Raw genomic sequence first — 22,084 nt, forward strand, 5'->3', positions numbered from 1 at the left:
AAGGCGCGCTCATGTCGTGCTCCCGATCACGTTGAGCAGCGACCACGTCAGCATCAGCCACAACAGCGACGACAGGATCAGGTAGGCCACCGTGCCATAGGCCGCCCAGCGCAGCCACGGCGTCAATGCCGTGCGGGTGTTGTCGCGGTCATTCACTACGGTGTACTGGTAAGCCTGCGCGAACATGCGGCCGGTGTCGCCATCCAGCTTGCGTCCGCTGGCAAGCGGATACAGCTTGGTACGACAAGCGCGCAGCGCCGCCTGCCCTTCCATACCGCGATACATGCCCTGGAACCCAAGCTGCAGGGCCAGCAGATAGACCGCAGCCAGATCAGCGTCCAACGACGTGCGTTCGCGAATGCCCAGTTGCTCCCGCACATAATCGAAAAATTTCCGTCCCGCGATGCGCGTACCGGCGACCGCATGCTCCAGCAAATATTCGGGCCAGTATTCCGCCGATGGCCAGGACAGGTTGAGAATGAAAATCTCGTCCGCCAATGCCACCATCGCATAACGCGTGCGGCGATAGATCTCCATCTCCGCATCAGTGGCCTGCGCGGCGATGTCGTGCGAAAGTTTGTCGATGATCGCCCTCAACCGTTGCGAAATGCGCTCGGCAAGCTCCTGCGGTTCGATCGTCGCGTAGGGTTCACCCGGTTGCAGCAGGCGCACCACATCCTTGTTCTTGATCGCCAGCTTCAGCCGCGCCACCTCTTCGTAGAACGTGCCAAAACAGGTCAGAACGCGCGGCGATTCCGTCCCGGCCATCACGCGCTCCCCTGGGTGCGCTGCTGCGTGCGCGGCAAATACAGCGTGATGCCGGCTGGAACGTTGTCGTCAGGTTCACCCAGGATCACCAGCATGGCGCCGTCCATGATCAATGGGCGCTTGGTCTGCGCATCCACCTCGATGCTGCCGTTCTCGATTTCGTATACATAGGCGCCGGGCCGCAGGTTGAGCGCCGTCACCGTGGCGGCATTGGCCGCCTGCGGTGTGGCACCAGGGAAGCGGCGGCGCACCAGCAGATAGATCAAATCCTCGGTGGCGGTGCGTGCGCCGCTCAGCCATTGGTTCAAATGGCTGCCGTTCTGTCCTTGGCGCGGACGCAGCTCGATCAGCAGTTTGTCGGTTGCTATACCGGATGGGAGCTGGCAGCGGAAACCTGCGGCGCCCACCTGCTCGAAATCGATCGCGGTGTAGCCGGCATTCAAGCGCGCCAACTGCTTCTGCACATAGTCGATGCCGATACGGAATGCCGGCATGCATTGCTCGTGCGCATAGGCAGCCAGCGCGGGCGGCGGCTCGGCGCTGGCGACGGCGGCGGTCAACCCCACCAACTGCGCCAACGCCTTGTACAAATCATAAGGATGCGTGATGTCGGCCTGCAGCAGCACGTCGAACAGCGGCATGCCCGCTACCAGCTGACGCGCCGCCATGACTTGCGGATTGGCATCGCCCGTGAAACGCGCATCACTGCGGTCGGTGAGACGAAGCCCCAGCAATTCGCGGTATTTGATCCAGACCGCTTCGGAAAGCTTTTTCAGCAAGACGTGCAAACCGCTTTCGCCTTGAAAGGCACAGGCAGCCATGCGCAGCATGGGCGGGTGATAATCCGTCAGATGCACGCCGCGCGCGTCACCTTGCAGTTCCAGTAGCGGCATGGCGCAGTAGCTGCGCGCCACTGCTTCACCTGCAACCAGGCTGATGCACGGACGCAAGCGGTCCACCGCGATATCGTCGCCACCGGTCGTTTCGTCCGCCTCCAGTTGCCCCTGCTCAACGGTGTAACGCTGCATATCGCCGATATTGCTGGCCGCGCCTTTGCCGCGCACCGGAACGCGCAGTTGCACGAATACCTTCTTCTCGGTATTCCAATCGTGCCTGGACAAATCCAACGTCAACGGCTGCGGCGCGTAATGGCCGGGATATTCCACCAGCAAGCCGTCCGGCATCACGCAACGCAGGCGATCGATGATCACCTTGCCCTTCACCAGTTCCGTGGCATCCACCGCCATGTCCAGCACGCCCCAGCACCAGGGCTGCAACACCGACATGTAGTGATGCAGCAACCGTCCCCAGTAAATATCGTTTTGCTGGAAATGTTGCGGCGACAGCAACATGCCTTCCGACCACGAAATCGCTTCGGGAAACAAAGGCGGATTGTCGGGCAACATGTTCATGGCGCTACCTGCCCTCGCTGATTTGAATTTGCGCGGCGGCCAGCCAGATCACCGCATGGCGGTATTGGGTGATGTCGAACCGCGCCTGGCCGTCGGCGGATAGATAGTCAGCAAAGCCATACACCGCCGCAGCGTCGCCGGCACGCTTTGGCAACGACACCGGCACGACGACGGTGGCGGGTGGCACCTGCAAGGACACCACGTCGACCGATTTCCCCAGGCCATTGAGCAGCGCCGCTTTTTGCGCAAACCATTCCGGCCCCGTCTTGGGCAATAACGCGATGCTGTTTTTGTCATAGACGAAAACCAGATCCAGCGCCGTCGCCGAATCGAGATTGGCACCGGGTGGCGCGGCCACACGCACGCTGGACAGGCTGGTAGTGGGTGCGCGCCATGGATTCAATTTCTTGACCATGCTGCACGACGTCGCGAGCGCGAGCGCCATCAGCAATACAAAGCCGGCGCGCAAGCCGGACATCAACGCATCACCAGTACCGTCGGCTGCGCTGGGGTGAGCGCAACACCAACGATATTCGGCAACAAACCATTCTGGCCAAACACGCTGGCCAGGTGCGTGGCCGGCATGCCGCCCACGAAAACCGCAAAGCTGCCCAGGATGCCGCGAAACGGCCCCATCACCAGATGCGATACCACCCCGCCCTCCACGCCGGCGTTGTCGCCATTGCTCATGCTGCCGATGGTGACGATGTTTTCCGCCAGGCCGCCGCAGATGATCACCTGGAATTGCGCGGGAATGTCCATGGTGGACAACGCGATGTTGGGGAAAGGCATGGGCACCGGTACACCGAGCACAGGCACAAAGCAGACGTCGGGGAAGGCGAAGATGAGCACGGCCAGGATGGTGTTGATGGGCATGAGTGGTTGTCCGTTTTTCAATCAGGTGTGTGTTGCCTGCCTCTTCGCTCGAAAGCGAAGACAGTGCGCATTTGCTATCCCAAACTCACCCGCTCTGCATCAATCTTGGCGTCCTGCCTTGCGGTTACGATGGCGTGCTCCCCATGTAGCCGCAGCAATTGCCGCGCATCGAGCAGAAACCGATCCACCTGCCCCACGCAGTTTCGCGCGGTGTGCACCAGCGATTCGACTGCACTGGTGAACACATCACGTGCGCGCAAGGACAGCGCACCTTGCGCGGCGGTGATCTCCACCTCATGCGCTGCACGCAAGGCAATCGTCTGCGTTGCCGCGACATCGACCCGGCTCTGGCGGATCGACAAGCTGTCCGCGCCCGGCACTGTCAGCGTGGCGTTGTGCCGTTCGGTACGCGCAAGCACATGCAGCACGTAATGGCTTTCATCGGCCATGCACACCAGCAGCACGCGGTCGCCAGGCTGGGGTGTGATCAAACACGACGTGGCCTGCCGCGCGGAACGTCCGTCATCAAGGCGCCAATGATCATCACTCAGCGCTTCGTGGATCACGGCTTCAGATAGTTGCGGGCTGTTGCGCTGGCGCGTCAGGCTGCGGCGAGAGGTGGCAAACATAGTCATATCTCCTTGAATTCAAGAAAGAGCGAGGGCTCGGCGCTCGGCCAGCAACCGTGCAGATGAAGTGCCGCGCAAACGTTTTCGCCGCGACAGAAACAAATTCACCCAACGGAAACGGGTGTTATGCCAGCTGCCATAAGCCAGATCGGCGCGACCGAAATTGACGCGGTGCCCGCTGGCATGATCGAAGTGCGCATAGCGCAACAAGGCGCGCGAAAAATCCACCTTGCTGAAACGTGCGTGGCTCCACACGCTTTGATTGGCCAGCGCACCTGACAAGTCGACGTTTTTCAGCGTCACCGATGACGCATTCAGGTTTTCGCAACGCAGGCTGCGCGCGTCAACGTGCTCCAACGTTGCTTCCAACAACAAGGCACTCGACAGATCGGCACCACGCAATTGCGTGTGCAGAAAGCGGGCCTGGCGGCAATTGCTTTCGCGTAAATCCGCATCGCGCAGGTCGGTAGCGACAAAGCTCGCCCCATCGAGCTGGCAGCGGCGCAAGTTCAGCGCACGCAGATCCATGCCGTCGAAACAGGCTTTATGCAGCACGCAGGCTTCGGCGCTGAAGCCGTTTAGACGCAAGCCGCGGAAATCTACCCCAGGCAAGGCCGATTGCGACAGTTTGGCGTCTTCCAGGTTGACGCCGCCGAGCTGGCAGGAGCCGATCATGCATCGATGCCAGCTGCTGCGCGCCAGCGTGGCTGCACTGAGGTCGCAGCTGTGCAGGATGGTCATCGACAGGGCTGCATCCTGCCAGGCGCTATGCGTGAGCTTGCATTCGGCCAGTGCGGATCGCTCGACACGTGCGCCATGCCAGCGAGTACCACTGAGATCGCAACGGGTAAAGGTACAGCTGTCGAGGTTTGCGCCATCCAGATTCGCACCGCTCAGGTCGCAATCGATAAAGCTCAAGGCCTGCAACTGGCTGCCGCGCAAAACGGCGCCACGCCATACGACGTTGCAGAACACCAATGGCTCAATGGTGCGACCGCTGCCGTCCAGTGCAGCCAGATCTACATCCTGCACCGGGCGACGGAGGCGCCGCAGGTGTTCGATGTCGGCCCAGCTACCGATCGAGTGCCGATCACACGTCATGCTCATGACCGCAACCTCCTGCCCGGCTCGATCCGGATGCCATCCAGTCGTGCCCGCTCGAAACGCGCGTCGCCGCATTCGGCTTGCACAAAGTTGGCGCGCCGCAAGTCCGCGCCACGAAAATCGGCACGATGGCAACTGGCCTGAAAAAAGTCGGCGGACTCCGCATGGCAACCGCTCAACACACCGCCCATGAACAGTGAGCGGTAGAACAACGTGCGCTCCAACACGGCATCCGTCAGACGCGTGCCACTGAAGTCACATGAACGGAATTCGCCATGACTGAGATTCGCCTCGCTCAGCGTGGCGTCGCGCCAGCTGCTGTGTTCGGCATTCATGTGACTGAGATCGGCGCGGCGCCAGTCGGCGCTGCCGCCCGCCTGCACACGGTTCAACACCGCACCGCTCCAAACACTGCCGGCGAGGCAGCTTTCCATCAGCACGCTGCGCGTCAAGGCGGCTTCCTGCCACTCGCTGGCGCCGAAAGCCGAACCCAATGCGATCGTTTGCCGCCATACGGTGTTCGACCAACGGCTGCCATCGGCCTTGGCGTGCAGCAATACGCTGTCGGTCAAGGTGGTGCGACTCAGATTCGCGCCAGTCAGCTGGATGTTCGGCGCGATCCATTGCTCGAAGCGCGCGCCACTCAGATCGGCCTGGTTCCAGTCGGCATCGGACGCTTGCACACGGTGAAAACTCGCGCCACAAAATACTGCGCGACGTGCGCGTGTTCCGCACAGATTGGCGCCGTCAAGGCGCGCGGAAGCACCATGCACATCATCGAGCGTTGCGCCGGTCAAGGCCACTTCGCTGAGGTCGGCACCATCGAGCCTGGCGCCGCTCAAGTCGGAGGATTCCAGCAACGCACCGCGCAGATCCGCACCGGATAGTTCCGCGCCACGCAAATTGGCACCGGCCAGATCACAACCATGCAGGGATGCGCCTTCGCGCACGCGCGACAGCACCCATTGGCCGATCGCTGCCGCCGCTTCCGGCGACAATGGTGCTACGGGCGCCGTGGGTTGCGGCGCGGCCAGTCGCGCACGGCGCTGCAAGTCGTGCAGGGATTCGATGGTGGCAGCAGGTACCGCATGCTTCGCACTGAATTCAGCGAGGCTGGCGATGTGCGGATTACGGCCACTGGCACGCGCGAGTGCTTCTTCTACCGTGGCGGTGGAGGCCGATGCCGGAACCTGCAGGTGAACAAGCTTGGCCTTGGCTTCTTCCTGATGCTTTTCCGCCATGGCCTTGGCATGCGCGATGATGGCGTCGGCGCTGTCGAGCATGGCGCCCAGGTCAAAATCTCCGCGCTGCATGGCCGCGTTCGATGGCACGGCCAGTTCCGGCATATCCGATACAGGTGCGCTGGGCAGTTCCATGCCGGTGCTGGCTTTGAAGTCCTCTGCCAGCGCCGCGTTGAAATCGGCGTGCTCGGCGTCGCGCTGCGCACGCTCCTGCTGATCTTCTTGTGCACGAGCCGCGCGCAAGGCGGCATTGGGTTCCGGCGTCAACTGCGCTTCGTTGAACACATGCCGGATCGCGGTATCGCGATTGGAGCGCAAAGCCAGCACTTCACCGTAATGTTTGAGCGAGCGCGGCGGGTCGGCAGGATGTTCGTAACCGACCATCAGCGCATCCACATCCAATGCCAGGCTGTCTTCCACATCCACTTCGCCTCGATGGATGGCGATGCCCAGTTCGACGTCGGGGAAAAACCACACGGTATCGAATGCGAGTGGCACTTCGTCAATCGCATCAGCTGCCATGCCTTGCCGATGCACGAAGGCACGCGCACGAATTTCCGGTAAATGACCGTCGATCACCGGCTGGCTTGGATGCATGCCTTCCAGGCGATAGGCCTCGCCACCGTGAAAATGACCGGCAATGCGTTGATCGCAGGGCGCGGCACCAAAAAACTCCGGATTCGTGTCATTCGCAAGACCGGAACATCCTTCCATGCGCCAGCGCCATCCGTACGTACCCGCCCAGCGGCGCCTCGGTTGCCAGCTCACGTCCACCGAACCGAAGCCTGCCGGGGTGTAACGACGCAGGCGGCTACGCACGGGATGAGCTGGATCTTCCACATTTGGCATCATCAGGGGCCTGCGTGAAAACAAGCCCGCGAAAGGATTGCGCGTATAACCAATGCCCTCCGGGTTGCCCGGATGGTGCGGCCCACCAAAGGCGCGGTTCCACACCAGCGGCATGCTGGTGAACGGCGCAGCTCTGGCATTGCGGAACCACGGTAAAAAACCATCGAACCATCGACGATCGCCGATGACACGCAAGCGCTTGTCGATACTGCCCAGTTTCAGTCGTACGTCTTGTTGCGTCGCGGCCAGACCACCCTTGGCGTAAGCGCTGCCTGCCAGCAACACCTCGCCACGTGCCTTGGGCATCAGCTCATCCAGCGCACGGCCATGGGGCAAGGCCGCCATCACCTTGCGCCATTGCAAGCTGTCGCGCAGCAAGGTTTCGGCACGCCCGCCCAGTTGGAAGAACGCTGCGGTGATCACCAACAGGCGATGGCGCCCTTGCCAGCGATAGGGGCGATGCATCAGCCCAAGCGTCATGGGTTTGATGATCTTCATGCGTGCCTCATAAGAAAATGCGAAGCGCAGGAATGACGACCGCCAGTTCCTCGAGCGTCATCTTTCCGCGAGCTGGCGAAATATCGATATCCCCACCGGCAGCGCGGTAGGTCAGGCTGATGCCGGCACCAACAACCGAGATCTTGCTGTCAGCGCCTGTAATGCTTATTTCCGAACTCGCGCCGCTCACCGAAATCGAGCTGTTTACCCCGGTGATATTCGTGCGCTGCGTGGCACCGGTAATGCTCGTATCGACACTCGCCCCGACGATATTGGTCTGCGCCACTGCGCCGGTGATCGACGTAACGGCGCTGGTGCCAGTGATAGTCGTCTGAGTGTTGCTGCCATAAGTAGCGGTGGTGGTTTCCGAGCCGACGTTGGTGGTATTGCTGACGGTGCCTTGCGTGGTGGTGTTGGTCACGCTGGTCGCGTTGGTGGTCGTCGTCACCGTCCCTTGCGTGATGTCATTGGTTTCGCTGTCCACCTTGGTGGTGTTGTTCACCGTACCTTGCGTGGTGGTATTGGTGACCGTGCCCTGTTGGGTGACATTGGTCTCGGTGCTCACCGTCGTGGTGTTGCTCACCGTGCCCTGCGTAGTGGTGTTGGTAACGGTGTCTGCCGTCGTCGTGGTGGTGACAGCACCCTGGTTCACCACATTGGTCTCAGTACCCACCGTCGTGGTGTTGTTCACCACACCCTGGGTGGTGATATTGGTAACGGCGCCCTGCGTCGTGGTAGAGGTCACCGTGCCCTGTTGCACCACGTTCGTTTCGATATCGGTGGTGGTGGTATTGCTCACCGTACCTTGCGTGGTGACGTTGGTGACGGTGCCTTGCGTGGTGGTAGTGGTCACCGTGCCCTGCTGCACCAGATTGGTTTCGGTACCTACCGTCGTGGTGTTGCTGACGATGCCCTGCGTCGTGACATTGGCCACCACGTTGTCAGTCGATGTGCTGTTGACGATATTGCGGGTGGAGATGGATGTAGCGGTGCCACTGACGGTTTCCTCGCTGAAACTGTCGACGATGGTCGAGTAATTGGTGCTTTGGGTCAGCGTGCTCTTGCTCCAGGAAATTTCGCCCTGGTGCGTGCTGTAGGTCTTGCCGATGGTTTCGCTGGTGCTGAGCATGCCGCCATAGCCCGCGACCGCGGAGGCATAGCTGTAATTGCCGCCCAGGGTGTAACTGCAATCGATGAACTGGCCGGTGTCGTAGGCATCGCTCACCTTGGCGATGGCCGCATCCAGGTCGAACGGCGTCGTGCGGCCGAAGCGGATGTTCTTGGTATCGGCGTAAGTGGTGGAATAACTGCTACCGACATGGGTGTTCGCCGTCCATCCCGAAGGTGTGACCGTCATCGTGCCGTTGGCTTGCACGATCTGCTGGATTTCCGGCAGTTCTGATTCGTCCTGCGCGCGCGCCACCAACACGGTGACGCCGATTTCCGGCACGGTCTGCATGCCCGCACCTAGCTTCACCCATACCGGCTTGCTGCTGCCGCCTGGCGTGGAGAACTGCACGTACACGCCTTTGGCATGCAGGTCGCGCGGGTTGGCAGTACTGTCGCTGTAGACACTGGACTCGGGATCGAAATTGCTGGGTTCGTAGTAGCGCCAATCAGCCGGGCGCTGCCCTTCGATATCCACCACCCGGGCCAGGATCACACCTTGTTGCGTATCGGAGACCGAAAACGGCGTAAGCATGCCGGCCGCATCGGTGGCTTCGAAGGTATTGGTGTAGCCGCCATCCGCGCTGGCTTTGTGTTGCACCTTGCTCAGCACGAAGGGTTTGCCCTCCAGGCTGGGACGCACCGGCGAAGGCTGCATGCCGGCACCCATTTCGCCGCTGAGCGTGAACTGATAACCGACGCGAAAGCCCGTGCAGGTGCTGCTGCCGGAGAGCTGCCGCGCCGACGTGGCCAGGCAGGACGCGGTGCGCTTCATGTAGTCCTGCGTCTCCGCACTGTCCATGCCGTATTGGTAGGTGCGATACAGGTTGAACGGCAGCTCGCCAGTATCGGTAGGGATCAGCGCGCCATACGTCTGGAAACTTGGCACCGGATCCATGTTCCAGGCGCTTTCCTGATACACGAACGAGGTGTTGATGCCGCTGCTGGTCATCGACTGCTGATAGCTGTACTGGAACACCACGTCGTTCTGGTGCTGGCCCAGTTCTTCCAGCGTGGTGTGGGTATAGCGTAGCGGTCGGTTGCCGAATGCCTTCGGATACGCGGGCCGGTTGGCGAACACCACGGTATGGCGATTGCCGGTGTGCGTGACGTAGTAATAGATGTGCGCCTTGGACATCATGCGCTGCAGGAACTCGTAATCGCTCTCGCCAGCCTGCAGCCAATCCTGCACCCGCGTCACGGCCAAGTCGTCGCTGCCGGAAACCGCATCCAGCGAACAGGCGATGTAATGCTCGCGCATCAGGTTGGCGATCACGTCGCACACGCTCATCTGCGCGTGCACGCAGTAGCGATTGGTGAGCGTGAGCTTCCACAGTGCGGGTTTCATGCCGAGGCGGTACACGCCCGGCTCATCCATGGCAAACGAACTGACGATGCCGTTGTAGAGCGTCATATCGGGTGCAGCGCCGGTACGCAGTGCCTGCATGAAGCGTGCAGCGGCATCGGGTTGGCTGACCTTGGTGGGATCGTTGACGCCAACGGTGACCGGCCGGCCGATCACCTGTTCAAAACTCAGCGGGCGTCCACTCTGTGGTGCAGTATTGCCGCGCAACTGCAATTGATAGTCAAAAGGCTGCGATACGTTCTCCTCGCCTTCGAAGGAAAGCAGGCGGAACGTTTCATCGCCAAGCCAGGTATTGCTGCTGATGCAGATGCCGCAATGCAGGTAGAGCAAGGGCGAATCAGATTTGCCCGCCTGACCGATGGGCGCAATCGCGGTGCGGCCGACCGTATCGGGGACGATGGCGCTCATGCTGCCTCCACCATCGCATCCGCCGTGATCGTGAAACGCACCTGCCGCAGCGCCTGTGGCCGGCCACGCAGCCACGCCGTCTGCCCTAATCGCAAGCCATGGCTGCCAAAGCCCGCAACGGGACGTGGACGCCACAATGCGGACGCAGGAATACCCGCTTCGTCCACGCCGATCGTCACCACGACGTCGACTTGACGATCGAACAGGTAGTGCAGCATCGCGGCGAAATTCCGGTAGGCGCGGCCAAATCGGCTGCCAGCATTCAGGCCGTGCGTGCGATCGGGCAGCAGGCTGCACAAGCGCTCATACGGCACCGGGCCGATCGCCAGCCCCACCGCAGCATGATTGACCCATACGCGGCGCCCCAAGGGCGCCGTACGCAGATGGCGCCGTCCCAGCAAAGTGCAGTCACGCGCATCGATCGTGCGCCATGCACCCAACAACGGTTCGATCGTCACCGCCATGCCCAGATAAATACGCAACACGATCAAGGCTTGCGTCACACTGCGGCGTTTGTCGGCCATCAAACCGCACAACGCCAGCAAGGCGCGCCTTGGCATGGGCACACGTTGGGCCAGGATGCGCGCACCCTCTCCCTCGAACGCGGCCAGGCCCATCAACGCACCGGCCGCCTCGGCACAGCGCGTGTATTCGGGACGCAAGGCATCGAAGGCGGGCACACTGCCCGCTTTCAATTCGTAGCGCAGGACGCCGAGACGATGATTGAAGAGGTCGAGAAACTCGGCCATGGCCGTTTCACGCACGCCAAGCTGCCGCCGCACCCATTCCGTATAACTGTCCGGCAAGGGACCGAGCACACCGGCCAAAGTGAAATTGGTGACGTACAAGTCGGTGCGCTGCCTGGACTGCTCGCGTCCGGGACGCACCGGCAAACGCATGCGTCCTGCAGAAATTTCACTGCCGGGAAAAGCCGGTGACAACTCGCCGCGAAAACGCAGTTGCGGGCTGACTTCGCGCACGCCATGCTCGATGGTGTAAGGCGTCACACCCGAGCCGGATGGCCAGGACTGCAAGCGCACCCATTGGAAGAAATCGAAGCTCGCTGGACGCCGCGCGAGCCGTTGGCTTAAAGCTTCGCCCGTGCGCCAGTCAGCGGTGGCCATGATTTCAGCTCCCCTTGTTGATCGGAGGATTCGAGCGTCAGTTCAACGACGGTATGGGTCTCCGCATACAAAGACAGGAAACGATGCAGCACGCTGCCGAACAACACGGCGCTGCCACCCTCGAAATGCCCAAGATCCACCTGCGCGCGCACCTCGATGCAATCGGCAAAGCCTCGCCATGCCTCGCGGCGCGGCATGCGCCGCTGTACGCGACGGCTGGTCAGTGCGCGCAATCCGTCGATCTGGCGGTAACCCGTGGTACTGGCTGGTCCCACATGCAGTCGCAGCATGTTCTTCAACACCGGAGGGCCGCGTTCGCCATCGATCAGCGACAGGTGATTCAGGCACAACTGCGATACCAGCGCCCAGGGACGATCGCCCACCATCTGCGGCGGCTGGTTCGGCGTGGGCTTGCTCGCCGCAATCAGCATCGACACGGGGCCTGCGCCTTCCAGATACAAGGTGCTGCCCAGCTGCAGCTGGGAAGGCAGGCGCCGATTGGTGCACAAGGCACTGCCGCCAATCATTTCCTCGGCCGGCAAGCTGAGGTCGAAATTCGGATCGAGAAACGACACATACGTTTCGGTGCCGTGCACCGCGCCGGTCTGGTTGACCTCGCGACGCGTAGCGTAGAAGTAATCCAGCTTTTCCATCTGCTGCATGTCATCCAGCGAAAAATACGGCGCGATTGGACGCGGACTGCGATCCGGGCGGATCGAGACCAGTTCCTCCAGGCTGTGGATTTCGCAATAGCGATGGTTTACCTGATCACCGGCAAGCCGATATTCGTAATGTTGCTGATCGAGCACGAAAGGCTCGATGCGCTGCGGATACAGGTTGATCAACGGCACGCAATTCAAGCGCAACAGCTCGCGGTCAAGCGGATTCTGCTTCGGTGCCGGCGTATCCAGCAGAAACAGCAATTCGAATTGTTTGCCTACGCCCGACCAGTCCAATCCGTCCACTTCGAAGAACAGGAACTTCTGCGGAAAAACGAAATATTCCTGCACCAGGCGGTAGCCAGGATGGGTCAAGGGATGCGTGCCCAGCATCGCCTCGTCATCTTCGAACCCACACCAGCGCAGCCGGTCGGCATCGATGTAGCGCAATTCGCCGCTTTCCGGCACGCGCAAGGCCATGCGCACCAGATGTGTCGACAAGGCGTCATAGAATGCATAGGCGTGTTTGTGCTCGGCATGAATGCAGAAACGCAGAGAAGGCATTTTCATCGCATGCGCCGGATCCTTGCCCTGGCATTCGATGACCGCTCGCGCGATGGACAAGGTGCGCGTATCGCTACGCTGCAAGGGAAAGGTATTGGCACCAACCATCGTCAGCTCGGTCAGCTTCAAGGGCCACAGCGGCGTATCGCAGCTGGTGCGAAAGCGGCAACGCATCTGTTGTCCGAGATCATTGGTGGCCATCGCGTAAACGTGGCGCCCACGCTCCAGGGTCACGCCGTGCATGAAATTTGCACCTTCCGGACGCACTTCGATCTCGGCCAGCAGCATCGATGGCAATGGCGCTTCCAGATGCGGATACAACAAGCCAAGCAGCGCATTGGGCAATACCGCTTGATCCATTTCCAATTGATAGCGCAAACGTCCGGCCATCCACGCGAACGATTGCAGCAGCATATCCACCTGTGGATCGCTGCTGCGTCCGCCGCTCAGTTCCAGGTTCTTCGCCACCGCGGGATACGCTTGGCCAAACTCCACCGCCTCGGTGCGCAGCGCAGCCATCTCCTGTTCGAACCACATTTTCAAGCGTGGCGCAGCGGCGTTGTTCATGCGACGGCCCCCTGCATCGGCAATTCAAAGCGGAATGCGTGATTTTCGGCCTCTTGCTGCAGGCGTCCGGTAACCACCAAGGTACGTCCGCTCGGCTGCCATTCCAATTTCAGATCACTCAAACGGGGTTCGTATTGGGCAATCGCACTGGCCAAAGCCGCGCCATAGCGCTCCTGATCACGCAGGCCGGTGCCGAAATCGACGATCGCAGGCATGCCGAAGTCGCACACATGCACACCGCCACGCGCGACATAAGGACGGCATTCCACCAAGCGCTGGATCTGCGCGGCAACATGATCGGCCAATGTGATCTGCGGGCTTTGAAGTCGTTCTAACAGAAAGGGCATGGGATCACCGATATGTCACTGCTCGCTCCAGGATGGGGGAGCCAAAGCCAAGCGTTACGACGTGAACTGCCCGATCGGCCGGTTTCTCGCCACGCTCCAACCCGCGAGCATGTTGCCGGCAGAATCGGTTTGCGCGTTCTGCACGGTGTAGGTCCACAACACTTCCGTGAAGTTGAGCTTGAACTGCTCGGTGGGCATATCGTCGGCGTTGGTCTGGAATTGGATTTCGCTGATGATCGCGTCACGCAATTCCATGGTGAGGATATTGGCGGTGTTCTTGCCGGAGTTGCGCGCGATATAGATCTTGGTGGGTTTGTCCTTGCCCTTGCCCAACGGTTCGGCACGCAAGCAGTAGTCGTACAGCTTGACCGAGGTCTTATCCACGTATTTGACGCAGGTGAATTCGGTAATGATCGGGCGGCCCGACGTACGCGCCGAATTGCTGACATCGGTGGTTATCTGCTGTTGCATGCCCTGGTGCACGGACAACAGCTCCATGCATTGACCCAGTTTCAATATCTGATCACGCCATTGGTCGTCGATCAGGCTGCCGCCCGACTGCCAGTTATTGGGCGAACCAAAAATCGCAGGGTCGCCGGGTTGCAAAAGTATCAGGTCCATATTCGCTCCTGTGATCTGTTAGCCGTGGCCGATGCGTGCTCAGGCCGCTGGCAGATCCGCCACAAGGCGAATCGAGGTGGTGAGTTCTTCGAGCTGAAAATGCGGTTTGATGAATACTGTCGCTTTGTACGCGCCGGGGGAGCCTGGCACCTCGGTAACGTTGATTTGCGCAGCGCGCAGCGGATAGCTGGCCTTGACCTCCTGCGATGCGTTGTCGTCCAGCAGGATGTACTGGGCGATCCAGGTGTTGAGATACGCTTCGATATTGCCGCGCGTGAGAAACGCGCCGATCTTCTTGCGCATGATCACCTTGATGTAATGCGCAAAGCGCGACGCGGCGAGGATGTAAGGCAGCATCGCCGACAGCTTGGCATTGGCATTGGCTTCGTCGCTGATGTACTGGCGCGGCTGGTTGGTGGTCTGCCCGCCAAAGAACGCCGCCTGGCCGGTACCCTTGCAATTGCACAGCGAGATAAAGCCGAGATCGTTCAGTTCTTTCTCGCGGCGATCGGTGATCGAAACCTCCGTGGGGCAGATCATGTTCACCATGTCTGCATCGTCCCGATAGGTGTACACCGGCAGGCCGTCGACCAGGCCACCACCTTCTACACCGCGGATGGCCGCGGTCCAGTGATAGAGCGCGAACGCATGGGTGATGCGTTCGGCCAGCACATAGGCAGCATTGCCCCACAGGAAATTATTGTGCTCGGGGCCGTTGTCGCCCGTCACGGTTTCCTCGTATTTCACGCCTTCTGCGGGCCGCGAATCCTTGCCGTAGGGGAGGCGCATCAACGCATGCGGCAAGGTCAGCGCCACATAGCGCGAATCCTCGCTGCCGCGGAATTCCGTCCATTGCGCCAGTTCCGGCGATTCGAACAGCTGGCCCAGATCGCGCGGCTTGGCCAGCTTGTCGAAACTATCCAGGCCAAACAAACCCGGCGAGGCCGCTGCGATAAACGGCGCATGAGCTGATGCCGCCACCTGAGTCATCTTGCTGAGCAGCGACATATGGTTGGGCGAATGATCGAATTCGTAGCCACCTACCAGCAGGCTGTAGGGGGAACCGCCATAAGTGCCGAACTCAGCCTCGTAAATCATTTTGAAAATGCAGCTTTGATCAAAATCCGCTGCTTTTTCCAGTTCCTTGCGCAAATCGTCCATGGTCGTGTTGAACACGCGCAGCTTCAGCAGCTTGCCGCTTTCTGTACGCGACACCAGGTAAAACAAACCGCGCCAGGTCGCCTCCAAATCCTTGAATGCTGATGCATGCATGATCGCGTCGAGCTGCACCCCGATCTGCACGTCGATGCCGCCAGCGCGCTCGTCGATCATGCCGCTCACGCCCAGCGCAACACTGTCGAGTTCCTTGGCGCCCATCGGCACGATGATTTCATTGGTGAAGCGCCCCACCAGACGGCGTGCCTTGGACAAGGGATCGATCGCGATATACGCCTGCATGCGATCCGTGGCCGCCTGGGCAGTGCTGTCCATCAGCTTCTTGGCCGCATCGGCTTGCGATTGCGCCAACAACAACGCCGTGTCCGCATCGTTCTTGGCTTTCTGTGCCGCGACCAGCGCTTTATTTGCATCGGCGATCGCCTGGTCTCCCGAAGCGCTCTTCGCGTTGTCGCCAGCGGAAGTCAGTGCTGTGGCTGCACTCTGCACAGTTTGCTTCGCCGTATCTAAGGCGCTTGCCGCGGCATCGTTATCTTTCTTGGCCTTGTCGGCGGCCTGTGCGGCAGCATCGGCAACGTCCTTGGCCGCGCTCGCCATCGCAGCGTTGCCCGCCATTTGCGCGGCCAACAAAGTCACCAAGGCAACGGATACATCCTTGCCGGCGCTCGGCAATGGCGCCACCGCGCTGGGATCGAGCGAGACCTTGACCCAGTCGGACGGCATCTGCGTGGAAAACGCGCTCTTCAACGCGCCGATCGCCTCAGCATCGAGCAAGGAACCGTCCAGCACGGATGCCAGCGAATCATTGCATTCGGCCATCGATTGCAAGGCACGCAGATCAGCGCGTGCGTCGTAACGCTGCTTGAGGCTGTCGACCTTGTTGACGATGGCCAACGGCTCGAAATCGGAAAGGCTGCCAAACTGCATCGGCCCATTGAGCTTTTTGCCGCCGCCGGCGATCAGGTCGGGGATGCCGTCGAGCTTCATCGTCGGCGTGCATTCGGCGAGCACTTTGTCGAACGACTCGCTGTCTATGTCGCGCATGCGGCGATCCTTCATCGCCGGCAGCACACCTGCATCCACCTGCCCCGAAAGATCGGCAAAGATGCCCACGATGAAAGCCAGCTCCACTTTCTCGATCGCATCACCGGTTTCGACATCGTAGGTAATGCGTACGCGCGGCGGCCTTACGCGCAGCAGCTTTTTCTGGATGCTTTCGACGGTCATGGACGAGCCTCGCTGAGATGGCGGCAACCTGGATTCGATCGAACAATGTGCACGCGTTGCGGAATAGACGAATCAAGAGCCGTGCCAAGTCGACAACTCATTGAATTCCGGTACATTCGCGATCAAAAGGCCAGCTTGAACTCGCAGCGAGTGAGTGGTTTTCCACCCGCTTCGCGGGCTAGCCAAATGCAACGGACCGCAAGCAGCGGCCATTTCCTTCAACCGTGTGTATGGCCACACGGGGCGGGAAGAAAATCACACGGCTGGGCGGAGGCCGGGCCGCCGTTCCGACACCCCTGCGCACACATACGCCGCACTGCCGGGATTTGCCCTCCAACCTACGACCTGAGGCACACTTATCCGGTCCTTTCAATCGCAGGAGGCCATCATGGCCAGCGACAGCACCAAGCTCGCCGTCTTGATCGATGCCGACAACACCCAGCCGGCCATCGCAGACGGTCTGCTGGCCGAGGTGGCCAAGTACGGCACCGCCCATGTGAAGCGCGCTTACGGCGATTGGACCGGCAATCAGCTGAAGAGCTGGAAAGAACAACTGCTCACGCAGTCGATCCAGCCGATCCAACAATTCAGTTACACCAGCGGCAAGAACGCCACCGACTCGGCGATGATCATCGATGCGATGGATTTGCTCTATTCCGGCCGCTTCGATGGCTTTTGTATTGTCTCCAGCGACAGCGACTTCACCCGGCTGGCGGCGCGCATTCGCGAATCGGGCCTGATCGTGTACGGCTTTGGTGCACGCAAAACGCCCGAGCCATTCGTTGCTGCGTGCGACAAGTTCATTTACACCGAAATCCTCACGTCCAAGCCGGACGAAGAACAGCCATTGCAACCGCGCTCGCCGGCACAGTTGAAGAAGGATGCCGGCCTGATCAACCTGCTGCGCAACGCCATCGACGCCGCATCCGACGACGAAGGCTGGGCAGGGCTGGGCGGCGTAGGTTCGATCATCACCAAGCAGCGGCCGAATTTCGACTCCCGTAGTCATGGTTATGGAAAGCTGAGCGACCTGATCGCTGCGATCGACCTGTTCGAGTTGGATCGGCGCAGTCCAGGCGAAGGTCGTCCCAAGGCCATCTACGTGCGCAATAAACGGAAACCGGTGGCTCGTGGCTAGCGAATCAACTCTGCCCAGCATCTTGCAACACGCGCTGCGTATGCAGCCGGAAGGAGCACTTTGCATCGCCTACAGCGGCGGCCCCGATTCCACTGCCCTGCTGCATGCCCTGGCGCATCTGCCCGAAGCGCGCCTCCGCGGCGTGCGCGCCACGCATGTGGATCACGGCCTGCATGCAGACAGCGCACGTTGGGCTGCGCATTGCCGTGCGTTCTGCGCAGCGCTGGGGCTTGCATGCGACGTGCACGTAGCGAAAGTAGATCGTTCCGGCGGTATCGGCCTGGAAGCGGCTGCACGGCACGCGCGCTATGCCATCTTCGCCGAGTACTTACATGCGAATGAGCGACTAGTCTTCGGCCATCATCAGGATGATCAGGCGGAAACCGTACTGCTGAAACTGCTTCGCGGCGCAGGGCCGGAAGGATTGGGCGGCATGCGTGCAGAACGCCCGCTCGGACGTGGCATGGTATGGCGGCCGCTACTCGACATGCCGCGACAGGTGCTACGTGATTACGTCGAAGCACACGACCTGCCCTGCATCCACGATCCATCGAATGATGATCGGCAGCTCGCACGCAATCATCTTCGCCATGAAGTCATGCCATTGCTAAAAACACATTGGCCGCAAGCGACAATCTCCATCACACACAGCGCGATGCTCTGCCGTGCCGCCGCCGATACGCTGCAACAGGATTGGCTGGCTGCCTTTGAAGAACTGCGCGACGACACTACCAATAGTCTCGACGCTCGCGGCTGGCTCGCCTTGCCTTCTGCGCTGCGCGATCCGCTACTTGCACATTGGCTGCACGCGCAAGGACTCACCGCGCCTACAACAGCGCAGCGTCAACAGATTGAAAGACAGTGCACAGCACAGGATGGCCAACTGCCATGCATCCAATGGCCCGGTACCGAAGTGCACGTGTGGAAGCATCGCCTGTGGGCGGTGGCGCCGCGCAAGCTGCCTGAGGCGCAAACGGAACTGTCTTGGCAAGGCGAACCGCTGGCGCTGCCCGATGGCGGCACGCTGACGCTGGAACCTGCCTCGCAGCTTCCGGTTTCCCTGATGGTGCGCTGGCGGCGCGGCGGCGAGCGCATCAAGCCCGCAGGGGACCGTCATACACGCGATCTGCGCGCGCTATTCCAAAGCGGGGCGATTCCGCCATGGCAGCGGGACTGCTGTCCGCTGTTGTACGAGGATGATCAACTCATCGCCGTTGCAGATCGCTGGTTGAGTGCGCGCGCCGTAGCAGTCTTCAACGAAGCGGGAGCAAGGCCGCGTTGGCGACCTGGACCCTAACGTCAGGAACGTGATTCGATAGAAAACATGGGACGGTACGACGGCCGCGTCGACAAACGTCCTACGGGCAACGGTATGTCATCGTCGATCGGCAAAATCCAGTTGTCCCGCAGCAACCGCTGCCAGCACGATCGACGCTTCCGTCATTGCGAGTTGCGCGCCGATGCAAACGTGTGGCCCAATCCCGAAAGGCTGACAATCGAACTGTTCGGGTTTGGGACCGCGGATAAAATGCCACGGATCAAGGCGGTACGGGGTCACAGTTTTTGCCCTATGCCGCAAAATGGCAACACGCGCCTGATACGTTTATTCATTCACTGAGGCCATCGACAACCGTTCCTGTGCAACTCGTCTACCGTCATTTCATTTGGCGCTATGCGTTGGCTCATTACGGGAAGAGTTTGTTCTGGTATACGAGCGAGTTGCTCTTTCCTTTTTATCTGACGGAAATCGGCCTGTTCAGCGGATGGGCCATGGGCCTGGTGATCGGCGCCAGCCTGGTATTCAGCGTTCTGGCGGATCTTGTCGTGGGGTGGCTGGGCAGGCGCTGCTTGTCCAGCGCGCGTCGCGCCGGACAGTGTCAGATCATCGGCGCTTCGTTGAGTGTTATCTCGATCTTGAGCTTCTTTGCTTGCGTGTGGACGCCATCGGCAGAGCGTGTCGCCTATGCCTTGGTGGCATTGTTATGTTTCCGCTTCACTTATGCGCTGTATGACATTGCGCAAGATGTGCTGGTCAATCTGGCGACAAACGGACGTAACCAGCGCTCGCATCTGACCGGCGTGCATTTCAGCTTCAGCGGTATCGCATCCATCACGGTGGCGACGCTGGTGACACCGATGGTCGCCATGCATGACGGCAAGGCGCATAGCGGATTTTTCATGCTGGCGGCGCTGCTTTCCGTCGGCGCATTGGCGTCGTCCTTGCAGCTTGGCCGCTATCTGAGGTGGTCCGACGCGGCACGAAGCGAACCTGCGCGGGTATCGAGTCCGCATCAAGACACGACACCGCCGATGTTCTACTTCGTAATGACGTTCCTGTTGTCGCTATGCGGTCCGATGTTTGCGAAAGTTGCGCCGTACTATGGCGCCTATGCCATGCATCACCGGTTTGCGGGAACCATCATGATCTCCCTCTACTCGCTGGGTGTTGTGCTGGCTTTTCCGCTGTTCGCCAGCCTTGTGCACCGGATGCACCGCATGCTGATCATGGTTCGCGCTGCGCTTTGCATGGTGGCTGTAAGCATCGTCATCATGAGCGCGGCGCAACTTGACGCATACGTACTTTACGGCGCTGCATTCGCATTGGGCATATCGTGGGGCATGCTCGGCATTCTGTGTTGGTCAGGATTTGCCGATGCGGTGTCGCGCAAGCAGACACGCGCCGTGAGTTTCGACTATGCGCAATTCCTGGCGTCGGCCAAGGCTGGGCTGCTGCTCGCAGTGATCCTGATCGGCGCGACGCTTTCGTCGCTGGATTACAAATCCACCCAGGCGCAGGACCTGCTGCCCTTGATGGCCACGCCGTCAATCGTGGCCGGCGTGGCCCTGTTGCTGATGTGCTGGAACCGTCGCCTGGCAACGCGCGCCACCGGATCGATCGGCATGGCACATCACCAGGCGCGGCTCGTCAACGCGAGTTACGACTCCTGACTGACCTTGTTTTCCATGGACTGCGCAGACGCTGCAGCGGCCGCACCCATCACCCTGCGATTAACGAAATACATCAGCACGAACGACGCCAGCGTGGTGCACACCAGGATGTCGCCCAGCACGTCGAAATGCCGCAGCCTGCCGTCACCCAACTGCACCACCACCATGCCGCCGAGCATGGCAGCAAGTCCCCCAGACATCTGCTGCAGCGACGAACTGATCGACATATAGGCGCCGCGATCAGCTGGCTTTGGCAAAGCGGACATCAAGGCCGATGACGAAATGATGCGCGAGAAGATACCGATCTGCAGCAACGCACTGATCGTGATCAAGGTCCACAGCGGCACGTTGGACAACCGCGTATAGATCAGCACCATGATGATCGTCACCACGCAACCGAAGGCGAACACACGAAACTTGCCGAAAGCATCGCTTGCCTTGCCAAGCAATGGCCCCATCACCGCCGACACCAAACCCGTTATCAGATACACCACCGACAACATCTCGATCGGAATGCCGACGTTGTGCACCACGAACAAGGTGGAATACGGCATCAGCAAAAAGCCGCCCATGGTCAGCAGCGCCGTAGTGATGAAGCCGATCAGATAGGAACGGGTGCTCAAGGTATGCAGCAGGTGATGCAGCGGTTTCTTGTCCGGACGCAGCGCCAGATGTGCATTGACCGGGCGCAGGCGCCCGATGATGGTGCCACCGACCACCGTGCATACCACCACGATCAGGAAAAACGGCGAGTTCCAACCCCAATGGGCAGACAGCCACAAACTCAGCGGTAGGCCGAGCACTGTGCTGGCCGCGAATGCCGATTGGATGAAACCCATCACGCGTCCACGCATGGCCAGCGGGAACAGATCGGTAACGATGGCCATGGACGCCGCACCCACCACGCCGGCGAACAAGCCGGTGAACATGCGCGCCAGCAGCAGCAACACGTAGGTGTGAGCGAGCGCGCAAAACAAGGTGCCGAGCATGAAGCCGGCATAGAAAACCAGCAGGAGTTTTTTACGGTCGAACCGGTCGGCAAAGCCTGCCGCCAGAATGCCCGACACCGCTGCGGCAAATGCATAAGCCGAAACCACGTCGCCGAATTGTGCCGGCGTGATGTGCAGGGCCGGCACGACCAGCGCACCCAACGGCGCCAGCAACATGAAGTCCAGCACGATGGTGAACTGCAGGAAAGCCAGCACGGCCACCACGAATTTTTGGTAACCGGAAAAGCCCATGCCGCCTGATTCGGCGGCACGCGAGGGCGAGGCAGTAGTCACAGAAGACTCCTAGGGCGAACCTTCCCAAGGTTCACGCGGATGCGGGGATGTCGCAGGATACGATTTCGATATATCGAAATCAAGCCTTTTCTGGCAGGTCGAACCAACAAA

General features: G+C 60.5%; 18 protein-coding genes. 3 read left to right on the forward strand and 15 right to left on the reverse strand.

Going from position 1 to position 22,084, the window contains the following annotated elements; genetic code table 11:
- Positions 1-9: 9 nt before the first annotated feature.
- The 13 genes from IEX75_RS03230 to tssC all read right to left on the reverse strand — a co-directional run bounded on the left by IEX75_RS03230 (position 10) and on the right by tssC (position 16,603).
- Positions 10-768: a DotU family type IV/VI secretion system protein gene (locus tag IEX75_RS03230; RefSeq protein WP_188792812.1), complete on the reverse strand. Its 759-nt coding sequence runs from the start codon at positions 766-768 to the stop codon at positions 10-12.
- Entirely contained in the window at positions 768-2,180 is a 1,413-nt protein-coding gene (gene tssK / locus IEX75_RS03235) for a type VI secretion system baseplate subunit TssK (protein WP_188792813.1), read from the reverse strand. The genes IEX75_RS03230 and tssK overlap by 1 nt, the downstream gene beginning before the upstream one ends.
- 4 nt (positions 2,181-2,184) lie before the next feature.
- Complete coding sequence (locus tag IEX75_RS03240; RefSeq protein WP_188792814.1) at positions 2,185-2,658, reverse strand: hypothetical protein; 474 nt, start codon at positions 2,656-2,658, stop codon at positions 2,185-2,187.
- The gene (locus IEX75_RS03245) at positions 2,658-3,056 is read right to left on the reverse strand and encodes a DUF4150 domain-containing protein (RefSeq protein WP_188792815.1); all 399 of its coding nucleotides are present in this window, start codon (positions 3,054-3,056) and stop codon (positions 2,658-2,660) included. The genes IEX75_RS03240 and IEX75_RS03245 overlap by 1 nt, the downstream gene beginning before the upstream one ends.
- 74 nt (positions 3,057-3,130) lie before the next feature.
- A complete protein-coding gene (locus IEX75_RS03250; protein WP_188792816.1) occupies positions 3,131-3,685 on the reverse strand; it encodes a DUF3540 domain-containing protein in 555 nt (184 codons plus the stop codon).
- An 18-nt stretch (positions 3,686-3,703) separates the two neighbouring features.
- On the reverse strand, positions 3,704-4,792 hold the full coding sequence (locus tag IEX75_RS03255; RefSeq protein ID WP_188792817.1) for a pentapeptide repeat-containing protein: 1,089 nt from the start codon (positions 4,790-4,792) through the stop codon (positions 3,704-3,706).
- On the reverse strand, positions 4,789-7,377 hold the full coding sequence (locus tag IEX75_RS03260) for a DUF2169 family type VI secretion system accessory protein (protein WP_188792818.1): 2,589 nt from the start codon (positions 7,375-7,377) through the stop codon (positions 4,789-4,791). Before IEX75_RS03260 ends, IEX75_RS03255 begins: the two co-directional genes overlap by 4 nt.
- A gap of 7 nt (positions 7,378-7,384) precedes the next feature.
- Complete coding sequence (locus IEX75_RS03265; protein WP_188792819.1) at positions 7,385-10,318, reverse strand: contractile injection system protein, VgrG/Pvc8 family; 2,934 nt, start codon at positions 10,316-10,318, stop codon at positions 7,385-7,387.
- A complete protein-coding gene (gene tssG / locus IEX75_RS03270; protein WP_188792820.1) occupies positions 10,315-11,442 on the reverse strand; it encodes a type VI secretion system baseplate subunit TssG in 1,128 nt (375 codons plus the stop codon). The genes IEX75_RS03265 and tssG overlap by 4 nt, the downstream gene beginning before the upstream one ends.
- A complete protein-coding gene (tssF, locus tag IEX75_RS03275; protein ID WP_188792821.1) occupies positions 11,406-13,232 on the reverse strand; it encodes a type VI secretion system baseplate subunit TssF in 1,827 nt (608 codons plus the stop codon). Before tssF ends, tssG begins: the two co-directional genes overlap by 37 nt.
- Positions 13,229-13,579 carry a GPW/gp25 family protein gene (locus tag IEX75_RS03280; protein ID WP_188792822.1) on the reverse strand — a complete coding sequence of 117 codons (351 nt, stop codon included), beginning with the start codon at positions 13,577-13,579 and terminating at the stop codon, positions 13,229-13,231. The genes tssF and IEX75_RS03280 overlap by 4 nt, the downstream gene beginning before the upstream one ends.
- 54 nt (positions 13,580-13,633) lie before the next feature.
- Positions 13,634-14,200 (reverse strand): Hcp family type VI secretion system effector, encoded by a 567-nt coding sequence (locus IEX75_RS03285; RefSeq protein ID WP_188792823.1) that lies wholly within the window; start codon positions 14,198-14,200, stop codon positions 13,634-13,636.
- 39 nt (positions 14,201-14,239) lie between these two features.
- A complete protein-coding gene (tssC, locus tag IEX75_RS03290) occupies positions 14,240-16,603 on the reverse strand; it encodes a type VI secretion system contractile sheath large subunit (RefSeq protein WP_188792824.1) in 2,364 nt (787 codons plus the stop codon).
- Positions 16,604-16,991: 388 nt separating this feature from the next.
- Between tssC and IEX75_RS03295 the strand changes: the two genes are divergently transcribed.
- Entirely contained in the window at positions 16,992-17,741 is a 750-nt protein-coding gene (locus IEX75_RS03295; protein WP_188792825.1) for an NYN domain-containing protein, read from the forward strand.
- Positions 17,734-19,038: a tRNA lysidine(34) synthetase TilS gene (gene tilS / locus IEX75_RS03300; protein WP_308422101.1), complete on the forward strand. Its 1,305-nt coding sequence runs from the start codon at positions 17,734-17,736 to the stop codon at positions 19,036-19,038. Before IEX75_RS03295 ends, tilS begins: the two co-directional genes overlap by 8 nt.
- A gap of 78 nt (positions 19,039-19,116) precedes the next feature.
- Here the strand turns inward: tilS and IEX75_RS24405 are convergent, their stop codons facing one another.
- The gene (locus tag IEX75_RS24405) at positions 19,117-19,299 is read right to left on the reverse strand and encodes a cytochrome P450 (protein WP_188792826.1); all 183 of its coding nucleotides are present in this window, start codon (positions 19,297-19,299) and stop codon (positions 19,117-19,119) included.
- An 80-nt stretch (positions 19,300-19,379) separates the two neighbouring features.
- Here IEX75_RS24405 and IEX75_RS03310 point away from each other — a divergent pair, with 80 nt between their 5' ends.
- Positions 19,380-20,690, forward strand: a complete 1,311-nt coding sequence (locus IEX75_RS03310) for an MFS transporter (protein WP_188792827.1) — start codon at positions 19,380-19,382, stop codon at positions 20,688-20,690.
- Here IEX75_RS03310 and IEX75_RS03315 read toward each other — a convergent pair.
- Entirely contained in the window at positions 20,678-21,973 is a 1,296-nt protein-coding gene (locus tag IEX75_RS03315; protein WP_229720615.1) for an MFS transporter, read from the reverse strand. The two genes, IEX75_RS03310 and IEX75_RS03315, sit on opposite strands and share 13 nt — an antisense overlap.
- Between the last annotated feature and the right edge of the window lie 111 nt (positions 21,974-22,084).

The organism is Dyella nitratireducens (assembly GCF_014642835.1).
GTDB classification, from domain to species: Bacteria; Pseudomonadota; Gammaproteobacteria; order Xanthomonadales; family Rhodanobacteraceae; genus Dyella_B; species Dyella_B nitratireducens.